The sequence below is a fragment of the Micromonospora sp. NPDC050200 genome, from assembly GCF_040656135.1.
Lineage (GTDB): Bacteria > Actinomycetota > Actinomycetes > Mycobacteriales > Micromonosporaceae > Micromonospora.
In genome coordinates, this window is the sequence record NZ_JBFALG010000033.1 from 37,743 (window position 1) to 53,546 (window position 15,804).

A 15,804-nucleotide genomic window follows, 5' to 3' on the forward strand; every position below is an offset into this window, starting at 1 on the left:
TTGCCTCAGCCAGCTGCTTGGGGCCTCAGCAGCACGACCTCCAACCGACGGGGGCCGTGGACTCCCTCGACCCGGTTGAGCTCGATGTCGCTGGTCGCCGACGGGCCGGAGATCCAGGTCAGGGGTGCTCGCGGGTCGAGGCGGGCGAATGCCTCCGGGACCAGGCCGACGATCTGGTCGGTACGTACGACGCAGATGTGCCGGTCGGGCACCAGCGTCAGGGCCCGCCGCCCCTGGGCCGGGCCGGCGTCGAGCACGATCGTGCCGGTGTCGGCGATCGCCACCGCGCAGCCGGTCAGTACGGCGTCCACGCTGTCGAGTTCGGCCAGCGGCAGCGGGGGCGTGTCGCGGTGCAGTTGCCCGTCGAAGCCGGCCAGCCAGGCCGCGGGCACGTCGGCGGGCACGGCGAGCCGGTCCACCTGGGCGAGGATCCGGGGCAGGGCGTCGAGGCCATGGTGGACGGCGGCCTGGTAGTCCTGGAGGCGGTCGACGAGGACCTCCACCAGGTCGGCGGGCTCGGCGGTGCGCCGGTATCGGCGGGGCACCTCGACCGGCGGCGGCGCGTCGGCCAGGGCGGTACGCAGGCGGGCCAGGATCTCGTCACGGGCGTTCAACGCTTCTCCCACCATTCACGGAACGTCTGCGGCGCGGGCAGCGGGGCGTCGCGGGACTGGGTCCACGCCGATCCCGGCCACGGCAGCCAGCGCAGGGTGCGCGCGCCGGTCCGCCGCTGGCGGGACGCCCCGAGGGGGCCGGTGCCGAGCCGGGCGGCGCGCAGGGCGGCGGCGTACCGTCGCGGGTTGCGCATGATCCATGACAGGCTGCGCATGGCGGCGCGCTCGGCCACCGGGTGTGGTGCCTGCTGGCGCAGATGGATCAGCACCTCCGGAATATTGATCTTCACGGGGCAGACGTCGTAGCAGGCTCCGCAGAGGGTGGAGGCGTACGGCAGGGAGGCGTTGGCCTCGACTCCGGTCAGCTGGGGTGACAGGATCGCCCCGATCGGACCGGGGTACACCGAGCCGTAGGCATGGCCGCCGGCCCGCTCGTACACCGGGCAGACGTTGAGGCACGCGGAGCAGCGGATGCAGGACAGCGCCTGCCGTCCGACCGGGTCGGCGAGCACGGCTGAGCGGCCGTTGTCGACCAGGACGATGTGCACCTCCTGGGGCCCGTCGCCGGGCGTCACGCCGGTCCACACCGACGTGTACGGGTTCATCCGCTCGCCGGTCGAGGAGCGGGGGAGGAGCTGGAGGAACACCTCCAGGTCGGCGAAGCTGGGCACGAGCTTCTCGATGCCGACGACGCTGATCAGCGTCTGCGGCAGGGTGAGGCACATCCGCCCGTTGCCTTCGGACTCCACAACCACCAGGGTGCCGGTGTCGGCCACGGCGAAGTTGGCGCCGGAGACGGCGACCTTGGCCGACAGGAACCGCCGCCGCAGGTGCATGCGCGCCGCCTCGGCCAGGTCGCGCGGCTCGTCGCTGAGCTCCGGCGGCGCGTCGGCCATCCGGCGCCGGAAGATCTCGCGGATCTGTGTGCGGTTGTAGTGGATCGCGGGCACGAGGATGTGCGACGGGGTGTCGTCGCCGAGCTGCACGATCAGCTCGGCGAGGTCGGTCTCGTAGGCGGTGATGCCGGCCTCGGCCAGTGCCTCGTTGAGTTCGATCTCCTGGGTCGCCATCGACTTGACCTTCACGACCTCCGTCGCGCCGGCCGCGTGGCTGAGCTCGACCACGATGCGGCAGGCCTCGGCCGCGTCGCGCGCCCAGTGCACGTGTGCGCCCGCGGCGGTGGCCGCGGCCTCGAAGCGCTCCAGCAGCTCGGGCAGGCGGCGCTGCACGTCGGCCTTGATCGCGGCACCGGCGTCGCGTAGTGCCGCCCAGTCGGGCACCTCCTCGACGACGCGCTGGCGTTTGCCGCGGATCGTGCGGGTGGCGCGTCGCAGGTTGGCGCGCAGTTGCGGGTCGGCGACCTCGGGCCGGGCGGCCGTCGGGAAGGGCAGGGGAGCGATGATCCGGCCACCGCCGTGGGGAGGTGTGGCGCGCTGGCTCATGCGGATGCTCCGGTCGAGGCGAGGATCTCGGCGTAGTGCATGACCCGGACTCCGGACCGGCCGCGGCCGAGGCCGCCGCCGATGTGCGCCAGGCAGGAGTTGTCGGCGGCGGCGAGCACGCTCGCGCCGGTGTCCAGGACCCGGCGGCACTTGTCGGTGAGCATCGCGGTGGAAACGTCGGGGTTCTTCAGGGCGAACGTGCCGCCGAAGCCACAGCACTCCTCGGGGTCGCCCAACTCCACCAGTTGGATACCGCGTACCTGGCGCAGCAGCGCCAGCGGCTTGTCGCCCAGTCGCAGCATCCGCAGGCCGTGGCAGGTCGGGTGGTAGGTGACCCGCTCGGCGAACTCGGCGCCGACGTCGGTCACGCCGAGGACGTCAACGAGAAGTTCGGACAGTTCGTAGGTGCGGGCGGCGACGGAGGCCGCCGCGGGGTGCAGGTGCGGGTACTGGTCGCGGACCATCGCGGTGCACGAGCCGGACGGGGTGACGATCGCGTCGTAGCGGTCGAAGACTTCGACGTAGTTGTGGACCATCGGCAGCGCCTCGGCGCGGTATCCGGTGTTGGCGTGCATCTGGCCGCAGCAGGTCTGCGCGGTGGGGAAGTCGACGGTGTGGCCGAGCCGCTCCAGGATGCGGGTGACCGCGATGCCGGTCTGGGGGTAGGCGATGTCGTTGACGCAGGTGATGAACAGGGCGATGCGCAAGCTGGCTCCTCGGTACGTGCCGGCCCGGCCGGGTCAGGCCGGTGGCCCCGCAGGCGGCATCTGGTCGAAGGCCGGCAGGTGGCGCTGCCGGGCGGCGGTCAGATGGTCGCGCATTGCCGCCGTGGCGGCTTCCGGATCGCCGAGGGTGATGGCCGCGGCGATGCGCTGGTGCTCGACAGTGGTGTCGGCGGCCTTTGCGGCGGGGAAGTACAGCCGGTGCAGGTGCAGGTGGGAGTGCAGCCGCGTGATGGCTTCGCGCAGCAGTACGCTCCCGGCGACCTCGGCGATGAGGTCGTGGAACGTCGCGTCCAGTGCGGTGAACGCGGCATGCCTGCGGTATCCGTCGCCGGCCTCGACGCCAACGGTCGCGTTGGCCTTGGTGCTGATCTGCCGTCGGTGTGCGGCGGAGGCGTTCGCGGCCGCTCGGGCGGCGGCGGCACCTTCCAGCAGCAGGCGCATGTCGAACAGGTCGTCGAACTCGGCCCGACTCAGCAGTGGGGTCGTGGTGTACCCGGACAGTGGGCGTTTGCGCACGAGGCCGTCGGATTCCAGCCGAGCCAGCGCCTCCCGTACGGGGGTGGGGGAGACGTCGAGCTCGCGGGCCAGGGCGTCGATGTTCACCCGTTCGTTCGGGGGGAGGGCGTGGTCCATGACCAGGCCCTTGATCGTCTCGTACACGTCCTCGGTCAGGGTGAGCCGTCGGGCGGGGCGGACCCGACCGCGGGGCAATATCTCCGTCATCTCGTCTCCTTCGGCCCCTTGACTACGACGGTGTGAGCGAGTAGACACTAGCAGGCAACCATCCTATAGGAAAGATCCCACGGGATCGGCACCTGGGGATGCGTACGCTACCACCCACCCCCCTCACCCCCCGTGAGGTTCCCTTGAGGAGAACCTTATGAAGCGCACTGCGCTAGCCCGTATCGGCGTGGCCCTTGCCGTCTTCGCGCTCACCGCGACAACGGCGGCGTGCACGAAGAAGAGTGATGCCGACACCAACGGCACCGCGGGCAGCAAGACCCCGGAGCAGATGAAGGTGGCGCTCGTCCCCGGCGGCTCGCACCCGTACTTCCAGCCCTGGAAGGACGCCGGGGCGAAGGCGAAGGCTGACTTCAAGCTCGGCGACGTCACGTACAACGAGGCCGCCGGCTGGGACCAGACGAAGCAGAACGATGTGCTCAAGTCCCTCGCCGCACAGGGCTACAACGCCTTTGGCATCTTCGGCGTGTCGCCCGACAACATCAACTCCACCTTCGAAGATCTCAAGCGCCAGGGTTACCCCGTCGCCTCCCTCGCCTCGTGCCCGGCCGGCGACGTCAACCAGGCCGACTTCTGCCTGTCCACCGACGTCGAGCTCGCCGCGTACAAGGCCGCGAAGACCGCCATCGACGCCATGGGTGGTACCGGCAACCTTGTGCACCTGACCGGCAACAAGGTCGACTCCAACACGCAGCGCCGGATCAAGGGCGTGGAGAAGGCGGTCGCCGAGACCGGTGGCAAGGTCGTGCTGCTCCAGAACGTCACCGACATCGACAAGGACCTGCAGAGCGCGCAGAAGGCCGTCGCCGACCTGCTCGCCGCCAAGGGCAACCAGATCCAGGCGATCGTCAACACCGCCTACAACCCGTCGGTCGCCTCCGCCGAAGGTGTAAAGCAGGCGAAGCTGCCCATCAAGGTCGTCGCCATCGACGACGACAAGACGATTCTCGACGGGATCCGGGACGGCTCCGTGGCCGGCACCGTGCTCCAGAACCCGGTCGGCCAGGCGTACGTCGGTTCGTACGCGCTCAGCAAGCTCGCTGGCGACTGCCGGATGACCATGCCCGGCGTTGTCATCGACTCCGGCTCGTTCGTCGTGACCAAGGAGAACGTGAACGGCTACGAGGCCGACCGCTCCGCCAAGACCGACGAACTCAAGAAGGAGTTCGACGCCAAATACCTGACGTGCCAGTGATGTCGGTGATCACGCACGCCGAGGCGTACCTGGTCGACATCGCCGTCGAGACCGTCCGTACCGACGCGGTGCAGGCGTTCCTCAAGCAGGAGACGGTTTTCGTCGAGGTCCGTACGGCCGATGGTCAGCAGGGTATCGGCTACTCGTACACCATCGGGACCGGCGGGACCGCGGTGCTCGCGCTCCTGCGCGACCACCTGGTCCCCCGCCTGATCGGGCAGGACGCGGCGCGGGTGGAGGCCGTCTGGCGTGACCTTTACGCCTCCACCCGCGCCACCGCCGTCGGCGCGATCACCTCACTGGCCCTGGCCGCCGTCGACACGGCACTGTGGGACCTGCGGGCCAAGGCCGCCGGCCTGCCCCTGTGGGTGTTGGCCGGCGGGGCCAAGGACCGCATCCCGCTCTACGACACCGAGGGCGGCTGGTTGCAGCTCAGCACCGAGGAGCTGGTCGCCGGGGCGAAAGCGTCCCAGGCGGCCGGCTGGCCGGGCGTCAAGCTGAAGGTGGGCAAGCCCGACCCGGCCGAGGACGCCGAGCGGATCGCCGCGGTCCGGGCCGCCGTCGGCGACCGGCTCGACGTGATGGTCGACGCCAACCAGTCGCTCACCGCCGCGGAGGCGATCCGCCGGGCGCGGCTGCTCGAACCGTACGGGCTCACCTGGTTCGAGGAGCCGCTGCCCGCGGACGACGTCGCCGGGCACGAACTGCTCGCCCGCTCGACGAGCATCCCGATCGCCGTCGGCGAGTCGATGTACTCGATCGGGCAGTTCGCCGAATACCTGCGCCGCCAGGCCGCCGGCATCGTCCAGGTCGACGTCGCCCGGGTCGGCGGGATCACCCCGTGGCTCAAGGTCGCCCACCTGGCAGAGGCGTGCAACGTCGCGGTGTGCCCGCATTTCCTCATGGAGCTGCACGTGAGCCTGTGCGCCGCGGTGCCCAACAGTCGGTACCTCGAGTACATCCCGCAGCTGCGGGCGGTGACCCGGTCCGAGATCGGCGTCGCCGACGGCCACGCTCTCGCGCCGACCGCCCCCGGCCTCGGCATCGACTGGGACCGGGACGCGATCGAGGATCGGAGAGTCGCGTGAAGACGGCCACCACACCGCCGGCGGCGCCCCCGGCGCCGCCGGCCGCGGTCGCGGAGGCGCGGCCCCGCACTCTGCCGTTCTGGGCCAACCCACGCCTGGGCCTGGTCATCGTCATCGTCGTCCTGGTCGCGCTCTTCTCGTCGTTGACCCCCGCGTTCCTCGACCCCAGACTCACGCTCGCGCCGCTGCAGGCCGACATCAGCGTGTACGTCGTCGTCGGCCTCGCCCAACTCGCCGTGCTGTCCCTCGGCCACATGAACATGGCCGTCGGCCGGATGGCCGCGCTGTCCACGTTCGCGATGGGACTCGCCTACGACCGGCTCGGCGTGCCGCTGCTGGTCGGCCTCGCCGTCGGCCTGGCCGTCGGGGCGGCGATCGGAGCCCTCGCCGGCCTGGTCATCACCAAGACGGGCGTGAACTCCTTCGTCGTGACCCTCGCGCTCGACTTCGGGCTGCTGGGCCTGGTGACGATCCTCTACACCCGGGCGACCGACGGCGTCGCGTTCGCGGTGAAGCCGGCCGGCCTTGCCGAGCTGCGCTTCGACACGTTCGCCGACTACTGCCTCGGGGAGGTGTGCGGCCCTCGCGTCCCACTCGTCGTTCCGTTCGCGCTCGTCGCGGTGCTGGCCGTCGGGCTGCTGTTCCGCTACGCGCGCCTCGGCCGGGAGATCCTGATGACCGGCGCCAACCCGGTCGCCGCGCAACTGTCCGGCATCCCCACGCACCGGCGGGTTGTCGCCGCCCACGCGCTCAGCGGCCTGCTCGCCGCCCTTGCCGGCTTCCTGCTCGCCGCCAACAACGGCGCCTTCTCCGCCAACGTCGGCGAGTCGTTCCTGCTGCCGTCATTCCTCGCCCCGGTGCTCGGCGGCACGCTGCTCGCCGGGGGCGCGGTCAGTGTGCTCGGCACGGTGCTCGGCGCGACCCTCACCCAGGTCATCTACAAGGGCCTCAACCTCCTGCAGTTCTCGCTGGAGGATTTGAAGCTCTACATCGGGCTGGTGCTGCTCGCCGCGCTGTCGCTGGACCGGTTGCGCGCCGTGCTCGCCGAGCGGAGGGCGGTGTCCTCGTCATGAAGAACCTGGTACGCACCAACGAGTTCACCCTCGCCGCCACCGCGGTCGTCGGGTTCGCCACGCTCGCCGTGGCCACCGACTTCAACCTGCTCACCGCCGGCACGATGGACGCGTTCCTGAGCTTCCTCGCCGTACCGATGGTCATCGGTCTGGCCCAGATGGTGGTGCTCGCCGTCGGCCAGATGAACCTCTCCGTGGGCGTGCTCACCGGCTTCTGCGCCATGGCCTCGGCCTGGCTGATGGTCGACGCCGCACTGCCCGCCCCGCTCGCGGTGCTCGCCGCCCTTGCCCTCGGGGCGCTCGTCGGCCTGCTCAACGGACTGCTGGTGGTCTTCACCCGGATCAACGGCTTCATCGTCACCCTGGCCACGATGACGATCCTGGAAGGGCTGCGCTACGGAGTGCACGGGACGGGCACCTACCAGGGCTACTCGCCGGGGCTGCGGGCGGTGGGCCAGGCGTCGCTGCTCGGGATACCGGTGGTGTTCCTGCTGGCCCTGGCGGTCGCCGTCGCGACGGCGCTGTTCTTCCGCCGTACGGTGTCCGGGCGTCGCCTGCTCGCCTCCGGCGGCAACCCCTTCGCGGCGCGGCTGTCCGGCATCTCCAACGACCGGGCGCTGGTGCTCGCCCACACCCTGTCGGGTCTGCTCGCCGGGGTCGCCGCCGTGATCGTGGTCGCCGCGTTCGGCTCCGTCAACGCCTCGATCGGCGACGACCTGCTGCTGCCCAGCTTCGCCGCGCCGATCATCGGCGGGGTCGCCCTGGTCGGCGGCGTGGTCAGCGTGACCGGCACGGTGCTGGCGGCATTCCTGGTGCGGCTGGTCGACGTGACCCAGGCGCAGTTCGACATCAACCGCCGGTGGGTCGACCTCATCATCGGCGCGGTCGTGCTCGGTGCGGTCCTGCTCGGCCGGGCCCGCGAGCGGCTCACCGGAGGTGCGCGATGAGTGTCGTGTTGACGGCCGAGAAACTGGTCAAGACGTTTCCCGGCGTGCGGGCGCTCGACGAGGCGACATTGACCGTCTCCGCCGGCAGCGTCCACGCGCTGCTGGGGGAGAACGGCGCCGGCAAGAGCACGCTGATCAAGCTGCTGACCGGGGTGTACCGGCCGGACGGCGGGCACATCCGGCTGGCCGGGCCGGACGGGCTGCGGGAGGTGCACTTCGCCGGCCCGCAGGACGCCCAACGGGTCGGCGTCGGTGTGGTGCACCAGGAGCGGAACCTGATCCCGGCGTTCAGCGTCGCGGAGAACATCTGCCTGCAGCACCTTCCCCGACGTAACGGGTTGCTCGACCGGGCCCGGATCCGCTCGGAGGCTCGCCGCTGCCTGGACCTGCTCGATGTGGACATCGACCCCGACGCACCGGTGTCGGGGCTGTCGGTCGCCCACATGCAGCTCGTGGAGATCGCCAAGGCGCTGTCGGCCGACTCGAAGGTGCTGCTGCTCGACGAGCCGACCGCGTCGCTGACCGGCGACGAGGCCGACCGGCTGTACGCCGTCGTACGTCGGCTGTGCGAGCGCGGCCACGCCGTCGTGCTGGTCAGCCACAAACTGGAGGAGATCTTCGCGGTCGCCGACACGGTGACCGTCCTGCGGGACGGCCGCAGCGTCGCCGAGGCCGAGCCTCTCGCCGGCCACACCCGGGACCAGATCGTGGACCTGATGGTCGGCCGGGCCTATCAGGAGGTACGGCTCACCCCCCGTACCCCGGACCCCACCGCCGAGCCGGCGCTGGTCCTGGCGGGGGTCGCCACCGCCGCCGGGCACCACGACGTCAACCTCGCCGTGCGCCCCGGCGAGATCCTCGGCCTGTACGGCCTGGTGGGGGCCGGTCGCAGCGAGCTGGCCAAGGCGCTGCTCGGACTCGAGCAGATCACCGCCGGCGAGGTACGGGTACATGGGAAGGCGGCCCGGATCCGCGACGTGGGTGACGCGCTGCGGCGGCACCGCATCGGTTACGTCACCGAGAACCGCAAGGAGGAAGGCCTCTTCCTGTCCCAGACGATCGCGCGCAACACCGCCGTGACCGTGTGGCGCCGGCTGTCGCGCCTGGGCCTGGTGCGGGATCGCGCGGAACGGGCACTGGTCGCCGAGTACGCCGACCGGCTGGGTATCCGGCTCGCCTCACCCGACCAGCTCGCCGGGCAGCTCTCCGGCGGCAACCAGCAGAAGGTCAGCCTGGCCAAGTGGCTGGCCGCGGACTGCGACGTCCTGATCATCGACGAGCCGACGGTGGGCATCGACGTCCGCACGAAGGCCGCCTTCCATGAGCTGATCACCGGGCTGGCCGGACAGGGCATGGCCATCCTGCTCATCTCGTCGGATCTGCCGGAGATGGTCACCCTCGCCGACCGGATCGCGGTGATGCGCGACTTCGCCGTGGTGGGCGAGCTGGTCAACGACCACGAGTACAGCCGGATGAGCCAGTCGGTCATCCGTCTGATCCATGGCGCGCAGGAGGCCGCGTGAAAGCGACGGAACGGGTCCGCCTCGGGCGTACCGAGGTGGAGGTGACCCGGCTGGGCTTCGGGCTCGCGCCGATCGGTGGGCTGTTCACCGCCGTCAGCGACGAGGTTGCCCGGGCCGCGGTCGAGACGGCCTGGGAGCTCGGGCTGCGCTACTTCGACACCGCCCCGCTCTACGGCTGTGGCCTGTCGGAGCGCCGGGCCGGTGCGGTGCTGTCGGGCAAACCGCGCGAGGAGTTCACCCTGTCGACCAAGGTCGGCCGACTGCTCGTCCCCGGCGGCGCTGACACTCAGGAGTTCTGGGCGGAGTCGAGCAACCTCACTCCGGTCTTCGACTTCTCCTACGCCGCCGTGCTGCGCTCGCACGCGGAGAGCCTGCACCGGCTGGGCCTGGACCGGATCGACATCGCGCACATCCACGACCCCGACGACCATTTCGACGAGGCGGTGAGCGGCGCCTACCCGGCGCTGGCCGAGTTGCGGGCGCGGGGCGACATCGGCGCGGTCAGCGCGGGCATGAATCAGGCGGGGATGCTGGTCGACCTCGCCCGCGCCGGCGACTTCGACTGCTTCATGCTCGCCGGGCGCTACACACTGCTGGACCGGTCGGGGCTGGCCGAGCTGCTTCCGCTGTGCCGGGAGAAAGGTATCTCGGTTCTCGCGGCCGGGGTGTACAACTCGGGCCTGCTCGCCGACCCGAAGCCGGGCGCCCACTACGACTACGCCCCGGCCGACCAGGCGCTGGTCGAGCGGGCGGTGGCGATCCGGGCGGTGTGCGAGCGGCACGGGGTGCCGCTGCGGGCGGCGGCGATCCAGTTCCCGCTCGGCCATCCGGCGGTCGCCAGCGTCGTGATCGGGGCCCGGGACCCGGAACAGATCACCGACAACATGCAGATGTTCGAGTGGGACATCCCGGGTGCGTTGTGGGCCGATCTGAAGAAGGACGGCCTGCTGCCGGAGGAGGTGCCCACGCCGTGATCGTCGACGCGCACCACCATCTGTGGACCGCCGACTACCCGTGGCTCGCCGCGCCGGGTCTGGTGGCGATCCGACGCGACTACACCGTCGCCGACCTCACGCCCCGATTGGCGGCGGCAGGCGTCACCGCCAGCGTGCTGGTCGAGGCGGGCCGCTGCGACGCCGCCGAAACCGCCGAGTTCCTCGCGCTGGCCGCCGCCACCCCGCCCATCGCGGGTGTGGTCGGCTGGGCGTCGCTGACCGATCCGGACCTGCCCGCCACGCTGGCAAACTACCGCGACCTGCCCGGCGGAGCGAAGCTCGTCGGTATCCGCGACCAGGTGCAGGGCGTCGACGACCCGGCGTACCTCGCCCGCGCGGACGTGCGGGCGGCGCTGGCCACCATCGGCGCCGTGGGGTTGACCTACGACCTGGTCGTCCACGTCGGACAGCTCGTCGCCAGCGCAGCGGTGGCGCGCGCCACCCCGGGCACCACCTTCGTGCTCGACCACCTCGGCAAGCCCCGGATCGGCGCGGGAGCCGAGGGGTTCGCCGAGTGGCGCGCGGCCGTGGCGGGACTGGCCGCCTGCGGCAACGTCGCGGCGAAGCTGTCCGGCCTGCTGACCGAGGCCGGCCCCGGGTGGAACGTCGCCACCATCCGGCCGTACGTCGATGCCGCCCTTGACCTGTTCGGTCCCGAGCGGATCATGGTCGGCTCCGACTGGCCGGTCTGTGAACTGGTCGCCTCGTACTCCACTGCCCTGGAGGCGATCGACAGCTGCCTGAGCGAGTTGTCGGCCGGTGAGCGGGCCGCTGTTACGGCGGGCACCGCAATTCGTACCTATCGTCTGGAGGTTGGTTCTTGAAGCTCATGCGGGTGGGACCGGTGGGGGCGGAGAAGCCCGTGCTGTACGCCGACGGCCGCCATTTCGATCTGTCGTCGGTCACCGCCGATCTCGACCCGGCGTTCTTCGCCTCTGACGGGTTGCGGGGCATAGGCGATGCGACGGGTCTGCCCGAGATCGACATCGCGGGACAGCGGATCGGGCCACCGATCGCACGCCCCGGCGTGATCCTGTGCGTCGGCCAGAACTACGCCGCCCACGCGGCCGAGTCCGGATCGGAGCCACCCACCACCCCGATCGTCTTCTACAAGGCCCCGAACACCGTCGTCGGGCCGTTCGACGACGTGCTGATCCCGCGCGGATCGACGAAGACCGACTGGGAGGTGGAACTGGGCGTGGTGATCGCTCGGCGTGCCCGGTACCTGTCCTCGCCTGCGGACGCGCTTGCGCACATCGCCGGTTTCGTGCTGTCCAACGACGTGTCGGAGCGGGACTTCCAGCTCGACCGGTCGGGCGGGCAGTGGTCTAAGGGGAAGTCGTGCGAGACCTTCCAGCCGCTCGGGCCGTGGCTGGTCACGCCCGACGAGATCACCGACCCCCAGGCGCTGGGGCTGCGCTCCTGGGTCAACGGCGGGGTCCGGCAGGACTCCGCCACCAAGGACATGATCTTCGGCGTGGCGTACCTGGTGTGGCACCTGTCCCAGTACACCGTCCTGGACCCGGGGGACCTCATCAACACCGGTACGCCGCAGGGCGTGGCGCTGTCGGGCCGGTTCCCGTACCTGGCGCCGGGCGATGTGATGGAGGTCGAAATCGATGGTCTCGGCCGGCAGCGTTCGGTCCTGAGGAGCGCCTGATGGCCGTGATCGTCGCGGTCGACACCTACGACGTGCGTTTTCCGACCTCGCGGGAGCTGGACGGCTCCGACGCGATGAACCCCGACCCGGACTACTCGGCCGCCTACGTCATCCTGCGCACCGACGAGGGGCCGGACGGGCACGGGTTCACGTTCACCATCGGCCGCGGCAACGACATCTGCCGGGTGGCGATCGAGGCGCTCGCCCCGTTCGTCGTCGGCGTCGATCCCGATGCCGTCGACCTCGGTGCGTTCGCCCGCGAACTCACCCACGACTCGCAACTGCGCTGGCTGGGCCCGGAGAAGGGGGTGGTGCACCTCGCCGCCGCAGCGCTCATCAACGCGATGTGGGACCTGGTCGCCAAGCGCGCCGGCAAGCCGGTCTGGCGCTATCTCGCCGACCTCACCCCCGAGCAGATCGTCGACCTCGTCGACTGGCGCTACCTCACCGACGCGCTCACCCCCGAGGAGGCGCTGCGGATCCTGCGGGCCGCCGAGCCGGGCCGGGCCAGGCGGATCGTGGCCCTGCAGGCCCGCGGCTACCCCGCCTACACCACCTCGCCGGGTTGGCTCGGGTACGACGACGAGAAGTTGGCCCGGCTGGCGAAGCAGGCCGTGGTCGACGGTTTCACCCAGATCAAGCTGAAGGTCGGCGCCAACCTGTCCGACGACGTCCACCGCTTCCAGGTGGCTCGCGAGGCCGTCGGCCCGGGCATCCGGATCGCGGTCGACGCCAACCAGCGGTGGGACGTCGGCGTGGCGGTCGAGTGGATGAGGGCGCTGGCCCCGTACGACCCGTGGTGGATCGAGGAGCCCACCAGCCCCGACGACGTGCTCGCCCACGCCGCGATCCGCACCGCCCTGGCCACTGCTGCGCCGAACGGGGGACCGATCCGGGTCGCGACCGGTGAACACGTGCAGAACCGGATCGTGTTCAAGCAACTGCTGCAGGCCGGCGCGGTCGACTTCGTGCAGATCGACGCGTGCCGGGTCGGTGGGGTCAACGAAAACGTGGCGATCCTGCTGCTGGCCGCGAAATACGGTGTGCCGGTGTGCCCGCACGCCGGGGGCGTCGGTTTGTGCGAACTCGTCCAGCACCTGTCGATGTTTGACTTCGTCGCGGTGTCGGGCACCACCGAGAACCGGGTCATCGAGTTCGTCGACCACCTGCACGAGCACTTCCTCGCGCCGGCGGTCGTCCGCGACGGCCACTACGTCGCACCGACCGAGCCCGGCTTCTCGGCCGAGATGAGCGCGGACAGCATCGCCGCCTACGCCTACCCCGACGGGCCGGCATGGGCATAGTCGACGTCGACCTGGCGACCGGTCGGGTGCGGATCCGGCCGGTCGACGGGTACGGCGGCCCGACACAGTCGCTGCGCCTGCTCCTCGATGCGCTACCCGACCCTTGGGGCGACGTCCTCGACGATGTGGCCGCACCGGAGGCGGCGGTGCGCCTGGCCGCCGACGCACCGAGTGCGCTGGTCGCCTCCACCGTCGCCGGGGTCGCCGCACCCGGGCTCGCCCGGGTCGCCGCGGTCGGCGTGTCGCCGCTGTCCGGCGCGGTCGCGGAGACCCGCGCCGAGGGGCCGTTCGCCGCCGGCCTGCGGGCCGCCGGCAGCACCGGGGTAATCCTGCGCGGTCGCGCCGAACACCCGGTGTACGTCCTGGTCACCGCCGGCTCCGCGAGCCTGCACGACGCCGCCGAGCTGTGGGGCAGCGACACCTGGGCGGCCACCGACGCGCTCGTCGCCCGGCACGGTCCGAACGCCGCCGTCGCGGTGATCGGCCCGGCGGGGGAGGCGGGCACGCCGTACGCGTCGGTGGTCACCTGTCGCCAGCATCCGCTGCCGCGCCTGGGTTTCGGCGCCGTGTGGGGTGCGAAGAACGTCAAGGCCGTTGTCTGCGTCGGCACCGCCCGTCCGCCGGTCGCCGACCCGCTCGCCCTCACCCAGATCAGCGACTGGTACGTCGAGCAGGCCGCGCGCAACCCGCTGGCCGTCTGGCAGCACACCCCGCCGGGCTTCGGAGTGTGGCCCGCGGTCGGGCCCGACGCGGTCATGACGGCGCCGCCGGCCCCCGACGGTGTGGCCCCCTGCCCTGGCTGTCCGACGAACTGCATCAAGACGTTCCGGGGCGCCGGGCTGCACCAGGAGGCCCTCGCCGCGCTCGGCCGCGACCTCGGCGTCAGCGACACCGATGCCGTGCTTGAGGCCAACGCGAAGTGCCTGCGCCAAGGGGTCGATCCCGTGTCGTACGCCGAGGCGCTGCGCGCCGCCGGCCGCACGTTTTTTGACGGCGGGGCCTACCCGCCGCCCGGCCCCGACACGGTCAAACGGGTGGCGCTGCCCCCGTTCGACCCCCGGCGCCAGCCGAACCTCGGTCTCGGCTACGCGGTCGCGCCCTTCGGCCCGCGCTACGACGTGTGCGAACACGACCTCGATTTCGACCCCGAGCACGGCCTGCCGTACGCCTATCCGGAGGTGCGCCGGCTGGGGGTGCAGGTGCCCCGACCGGCGGGCGAGATCGATGTGGAACGGACCGCGGTGCTGATGGCCCTGTGGTCGGGCCTGGACGCGCTGGGCGTGTGTGTGTTCGCTTCGACCCCGACCCGGCCGCTGTCCCTGGACCGGGTGGGTGACCTCGTCGAGGCGGTCACCGGCGAGCGGCCCGACGTGCTCGCCCTCGGCTACCGGCGGCTACGGCTCATGGCCGAGGTCAATGCGCGTCTGGGCGTACCGCCCGCGGCCGACACCCTGCCCGATCGGTACTTCGACACGCTCGACCGCGCGGCCTTCCAGACCGCGGTCTACCAGCTTCGACGACGACTCGGATTTGATGGAGAGAGGATTCTTGATGTTTGACGGTTTGGTGGCCGTGGTGACTGGTGGCGGCTCGGGGATCGGGCGTGCCTGTGTGGAGGCGCTGCTTGCCGGTGGCGCCCGGGTCGGGGTGCTTGACCTGGATCCGGCGGGAGCACCCGAGGATCCGCGCGTCCACGGGGTACGGGCCGACGTGGCCGACCGCGCCTCGCTCACCGCCGCGATGGAGTCGGTCGCGAGCGCCTTCGGTGGGGTGGACATCCTGGTCAACAACGCGGGGATCTCCGCGGTCGGCGCCGTCGAGGACAACGACGACGTGCAGTGGGCACGCGTCCTGGACGTCAACGTGACGGGTGTCGCCCGGACCACCGCCGTCGCCCTGCCCTACCTGCGCCGGTCCCGGACGGCGGCGATCGTCAACATCTCCTCGATTGCGGCCAGCGCCGGTCTGCCCAAGCGGGTGCTGTACTCGGCGACGAAGGGCGCGGTGCACGCGTTGACGCTCGCCATGGCCGCCGACCTGGTCGGCGAGGGTATTCGGGTCAACTGCGTCGCGCCCGGCACAGTCGACACGCCGTGGGTGGCGCGGCTGCTCGCCAACGCCGCCGACCCGCAGGCCGAGAAGCGCCAGCTTGCCGCCCGCCAGCCCACCGGTCGGCTGGTCACCGCGCAGGAGGTGGCGGCGGCGGTGGTGTACCTGGCGTCGCCGACCGCCGGGGCGGTGACGGGCACCTCGTTCGCGGTCGACGGCGGCATGTCAGGTCTGCGTCTTCCCCGCGACTGATCGGAGCCGTGGCCTGAATCGAGGGGGGGATGGGTCGCCCGTCCCCCCTCGCACCATGTACCTCGGCCAAGTGGTCCGCGCCGTAAGTCCTTCGGGGGTTGGTGGTTCGGGGCTTGCGTGCTGTTCGTGGTCAGGGGGCGATGGGTCCCACGTGGAGATCGCAGACCAGGTCGAAGACCGCCGGGCTGGTATTCGC

15 protein-coding genes are annotated in these 15,804 nt (G+C 71.3%); 11 read left to right on the plus strand and 4 right to left on the minus strand.

Annotation, left to right across the window (positions count from 1 at the left end; translation table 11 throughout):
- Window positions 1-5: 5 nt before the first annotated feature.
- From AB0I41_RS21680 to AB0I41_RS21695, 4 genes are read right to left on the minus strand one after another with little or no spacing between them, the layout of a single operon-like run.
- Entirely contained in the window at window positions 6-614 is a 609-nt protein-coding gene (locus AB0I41_RS21680) for an LUD domain-containing protein (protein WP_357110329.1), read from the minus strand.
- Window positions 611-2,056 carry a LutB/LldF family L-lactate oxidation iron-sulfur protein gene (locus tag AB0I41_RS21685; RefSeq protein ID WP_357110332.1) on the minus strand — a complete coding sequence of 482 codons (1,446 nt, stop codon included), beginning with the start codon at window positions 2,054-2,056 and terminating at the stop codon, window positions 611-613. Before AB0I41_RS21685 ends, AB0I41_RS21680 begins: the two co-directional genes overlap by 4 nt.
- Window positions 2,053-2,763, minus strand: coding sequence for a (Fe-S)-binding protein (locus AB0I41_RS21690; RefSeq protein ID WP_357110335.1), 711 nt, complete (start codon window positions 2,761-2,763; stop codon window positions 2,053-2,055). The genes AB0I41_RS21685 and AB0I41_RS21690 overlap by 4 nt, the downstream gene beginning before the upstream one ends.
- Before the next feature lie 33 nt (window positions 2,764-2,796).
- Window positions 2,797-3,504, minus strand: a complete 708-nt coding sequence (locus AB0I41_RS21695) for a GntR family transcriptional regulator (RefSeq protein WP_357110338.1) — start codon at window positions 3,502-3,504, stop codon at window positions 2,797-2,799.
- A gap of 157 nt (window positions 3,505-3,661) precedes the next feature.
- Between AB0I41_RS21695 and AB0I41_RS21700 the strand changes: the two genes are divergently transcribed.
- The 11 genes from AB0I41_RS21700 to AB0I41_RS21750 are packed head-to-tail and all read left to right on the plus strand — an operon-like array spanning window position 3,662 to window position 15,608.
- A complete protein-coding gene (locus tag AB0I41_RS21700; protein WP_357110341.1) occupies window positions 3,662-4,717 on the plus strand; it encodes a substrate-binding domain-containing protein in 1,056 nt (351 codons plus the stop codon).
- Window positions 4,717-5,805 carry a mandelate racemase/muconate lactonizing enzyme family protein gene (locus tag AB0I41_RS21705; protein ID WP_357110343.1) on the plus strand — a complete coding sequence of 363 codons (1,089 nt, stop codon included), beginning with the start codon at window positions 4,717-4,719 and terminating at the stop codon, window positions 5,803-5,805. The genes AB0I41_RS21700 and AB0I41_RS21705 overlap by 1 nt, the downstream gene beginning before the upstream one ends.
- On the plus strand, window positions 5,802-6,878 hold the full coding sequence (locus AB0I41_RS21710) for an ABC transporter permease (RefSeq protein ID WP_357110346.1): 1,077 nt from the start codon (window positions 5,802-5,804) through the stop codon (window positions 6,876-6,878). Before AB0I41_RS21705 ends, AB0I41_RS21710 begins: the two co-directional genes overlap by 4 nt.
- The gene (locus AB0I41_RS21715) at window positions 6,875-7,825 is read left to right on the plus strand and encodes an ABC transporter permease (protein ID WP_357110348.1); all 951 of its coding nucleotides are present in this window, start codon (window positions 6,875-6,877) and stop codon (window positions 7,823-7,825) included. The genes AB0I41_RS21710 and AB0I41_RS21715 overlap by 4 nt, the downstream gene beginning before the upstream one ends.
- The gene (locus tag AB0I41_RS21720) at window positions 7,822-9,348 is read left to right on the plus strand and encodes a sugar ABC transporter ATP-binding protein (RefSeq protein ID WP_357110351.1); all 1,527 of its coding nucleotides are present in this window, start codon (window positions 7,822-7,824) and stop codon (window positions 9,346-9,348) included. Before AB0I41_RS21715 ends, AB0I41_RS21720 begins: the two co-directional genes overlap by 4 nt.
- Complete coding sequence (locus tag AB0I41_RS21725) at window positions 9,345-10,322, plus strand: aldo/keto reductase (RefSeq protein ID WP_357110353.1); 978 nt, start codon at window positions 9,345-9,347, stop codon at window positions 10,320-10,322. Before AB0I41_RS21720 ends, AB0I41_RS21725 begins: the two co-directional genes overlap by 4 nt.
- Window positions 10,319-11,167: an amidohydrolase family protein gene (locus AB0I41_RS21730; RefSeq protein WP_357110356.1), complete on the plus strand. Its 849-nt coding sequence runs from the start codon at window positions 10,319-10,321 to the stop codon at window positions 11,165-11,167. Before AB0I41_RS21725 ends, AB0I41_RS21730 begins: the two co-directional genes overlap by 4 nt.
- Window positions 11,164-12,003 carry a fumarylacetoacetate hydrolase family protein gene (locus AB0I41_RS21735; protein ID WP_357110359.1) on the plus strand — a complete coding sequence of 280 codons (840 nt, stop codon included), beginning with the start codon at window positions 11,164-11,166 and terminating at the stop codon, window positions 12,001-12,003. The genes AB0I41_RS21730 and AB0I41_RS21735 overlap by 4 nt, the downstream gene beginning before the upstream one ends.
- Window positions 12,003-13,307 carry an L-fuconate dehydratase gene (locus tag AB0I41_RS21740; protein ID WP_357110362.1) on the plus strand — a complete coding sequence of 435 codons (1,305 nt, stop codon included), beginning with the start codon at window positions 12,003-12,005 and terminating at the stop codon, window positions 13,305-13,307. The genes AB0I41_RS21735 and AB0I41_RS21740 overlap by 1 nt, the downstream gene beginning before the upstream one ends.
- Window positions 13,298-14,866: an aldehyde ferredoxin oxidoreductase N-terminal domain-containing protein gene (locus AB0I41_RS21745; RefSeq protein WP_357110365.1), complete on the plus strand. Its 1,569-nt coding sequence runs from the start codon at window positions 13,298-13,300 to the stop codon at window positions 14,864-14,866. Before AB0I41_RS21740 ends, AB0I41_RS21745 begins: the two co-directional genes overlap by 10 nt.
- Entirely contained in the window at window positions 14,859-15,608 is a 750-nt protein-coding gene (locus tag AB0I41_RS21750; protein ID WP_357110367.1) for an SDR family oxidoreductase, read from the plus strand. Before AB0I41_RS21745 ends, AB0I41_RS21750 begins: the two co-directional genes overlap by 8 nt.
- Window positions 15,609-15,804 lie beyond the last annotated feature (196 nt).

Coding starts and splice junctions, on each gene's coding strand:
- AB0I41_RS21745 (WP_357110365.1), top strand. CDS start 13,298: ATGGGCATAGTCGACGTCGACCTGGCGACCGGTCGGGTGCGGATCCGG.
- AB0I41_RS21750 (WP_357110367.1), top strand. CDS start 14,859: ATGTTTGACGGTTTGGTGGCCGTGGTGACTGGTGGCGGCTCGGGGATC.
- AB0I41_RS21715 (WP_357110348.1), top strand. CDS start 6,875: ATGAAGAACCTGGTACGCACCAACGAGTTCACCCTCGCCGCCACCGCG.
- AB0I41_RS21740 (WP_357110362.1), top strand. CDS start 12,003: ATGGCCGTGATCGTCGCGGTCGACACCTACGACGTGCGTTTTCCGACC.
- AB0I41_RS21705 (WP_357110343.1), top strand. CDS start 4,717: ATGTCGGTGATCACGCACGCCGAGGCGTACCTGGTCGACATCGCCGTC.
- AB0I41_RS21720 (WP_357110351.1), top strand. CDS start 7,822: ATGAGTGTCGTGTTGACGGCCGAGAAACTGGTCAAGACGTTTCCCGGC.
- AB0I41_RS21700 (WP_357110341.1), top strand. CDS start 3,662: ATGAAGCGCACTGCGCTAGCCCGTATCGGCGTGGCCCTTGCCGTCTTC.
- AB0I41_RS21685 (WP_357110332.1), bottom strand. CDS start 2,056: ATGAGCCAGCGCGCCACACCTCCCCACGGCGGTGGCCGGATCATCGCT.
- AB0I41_RS21695 (WP_357110338.1), bottom strand. CDS start 3,504: ATGACGGAGATATTGCCCCGCGGTCGGGTCCGCCCCGCCCGACGGCTC.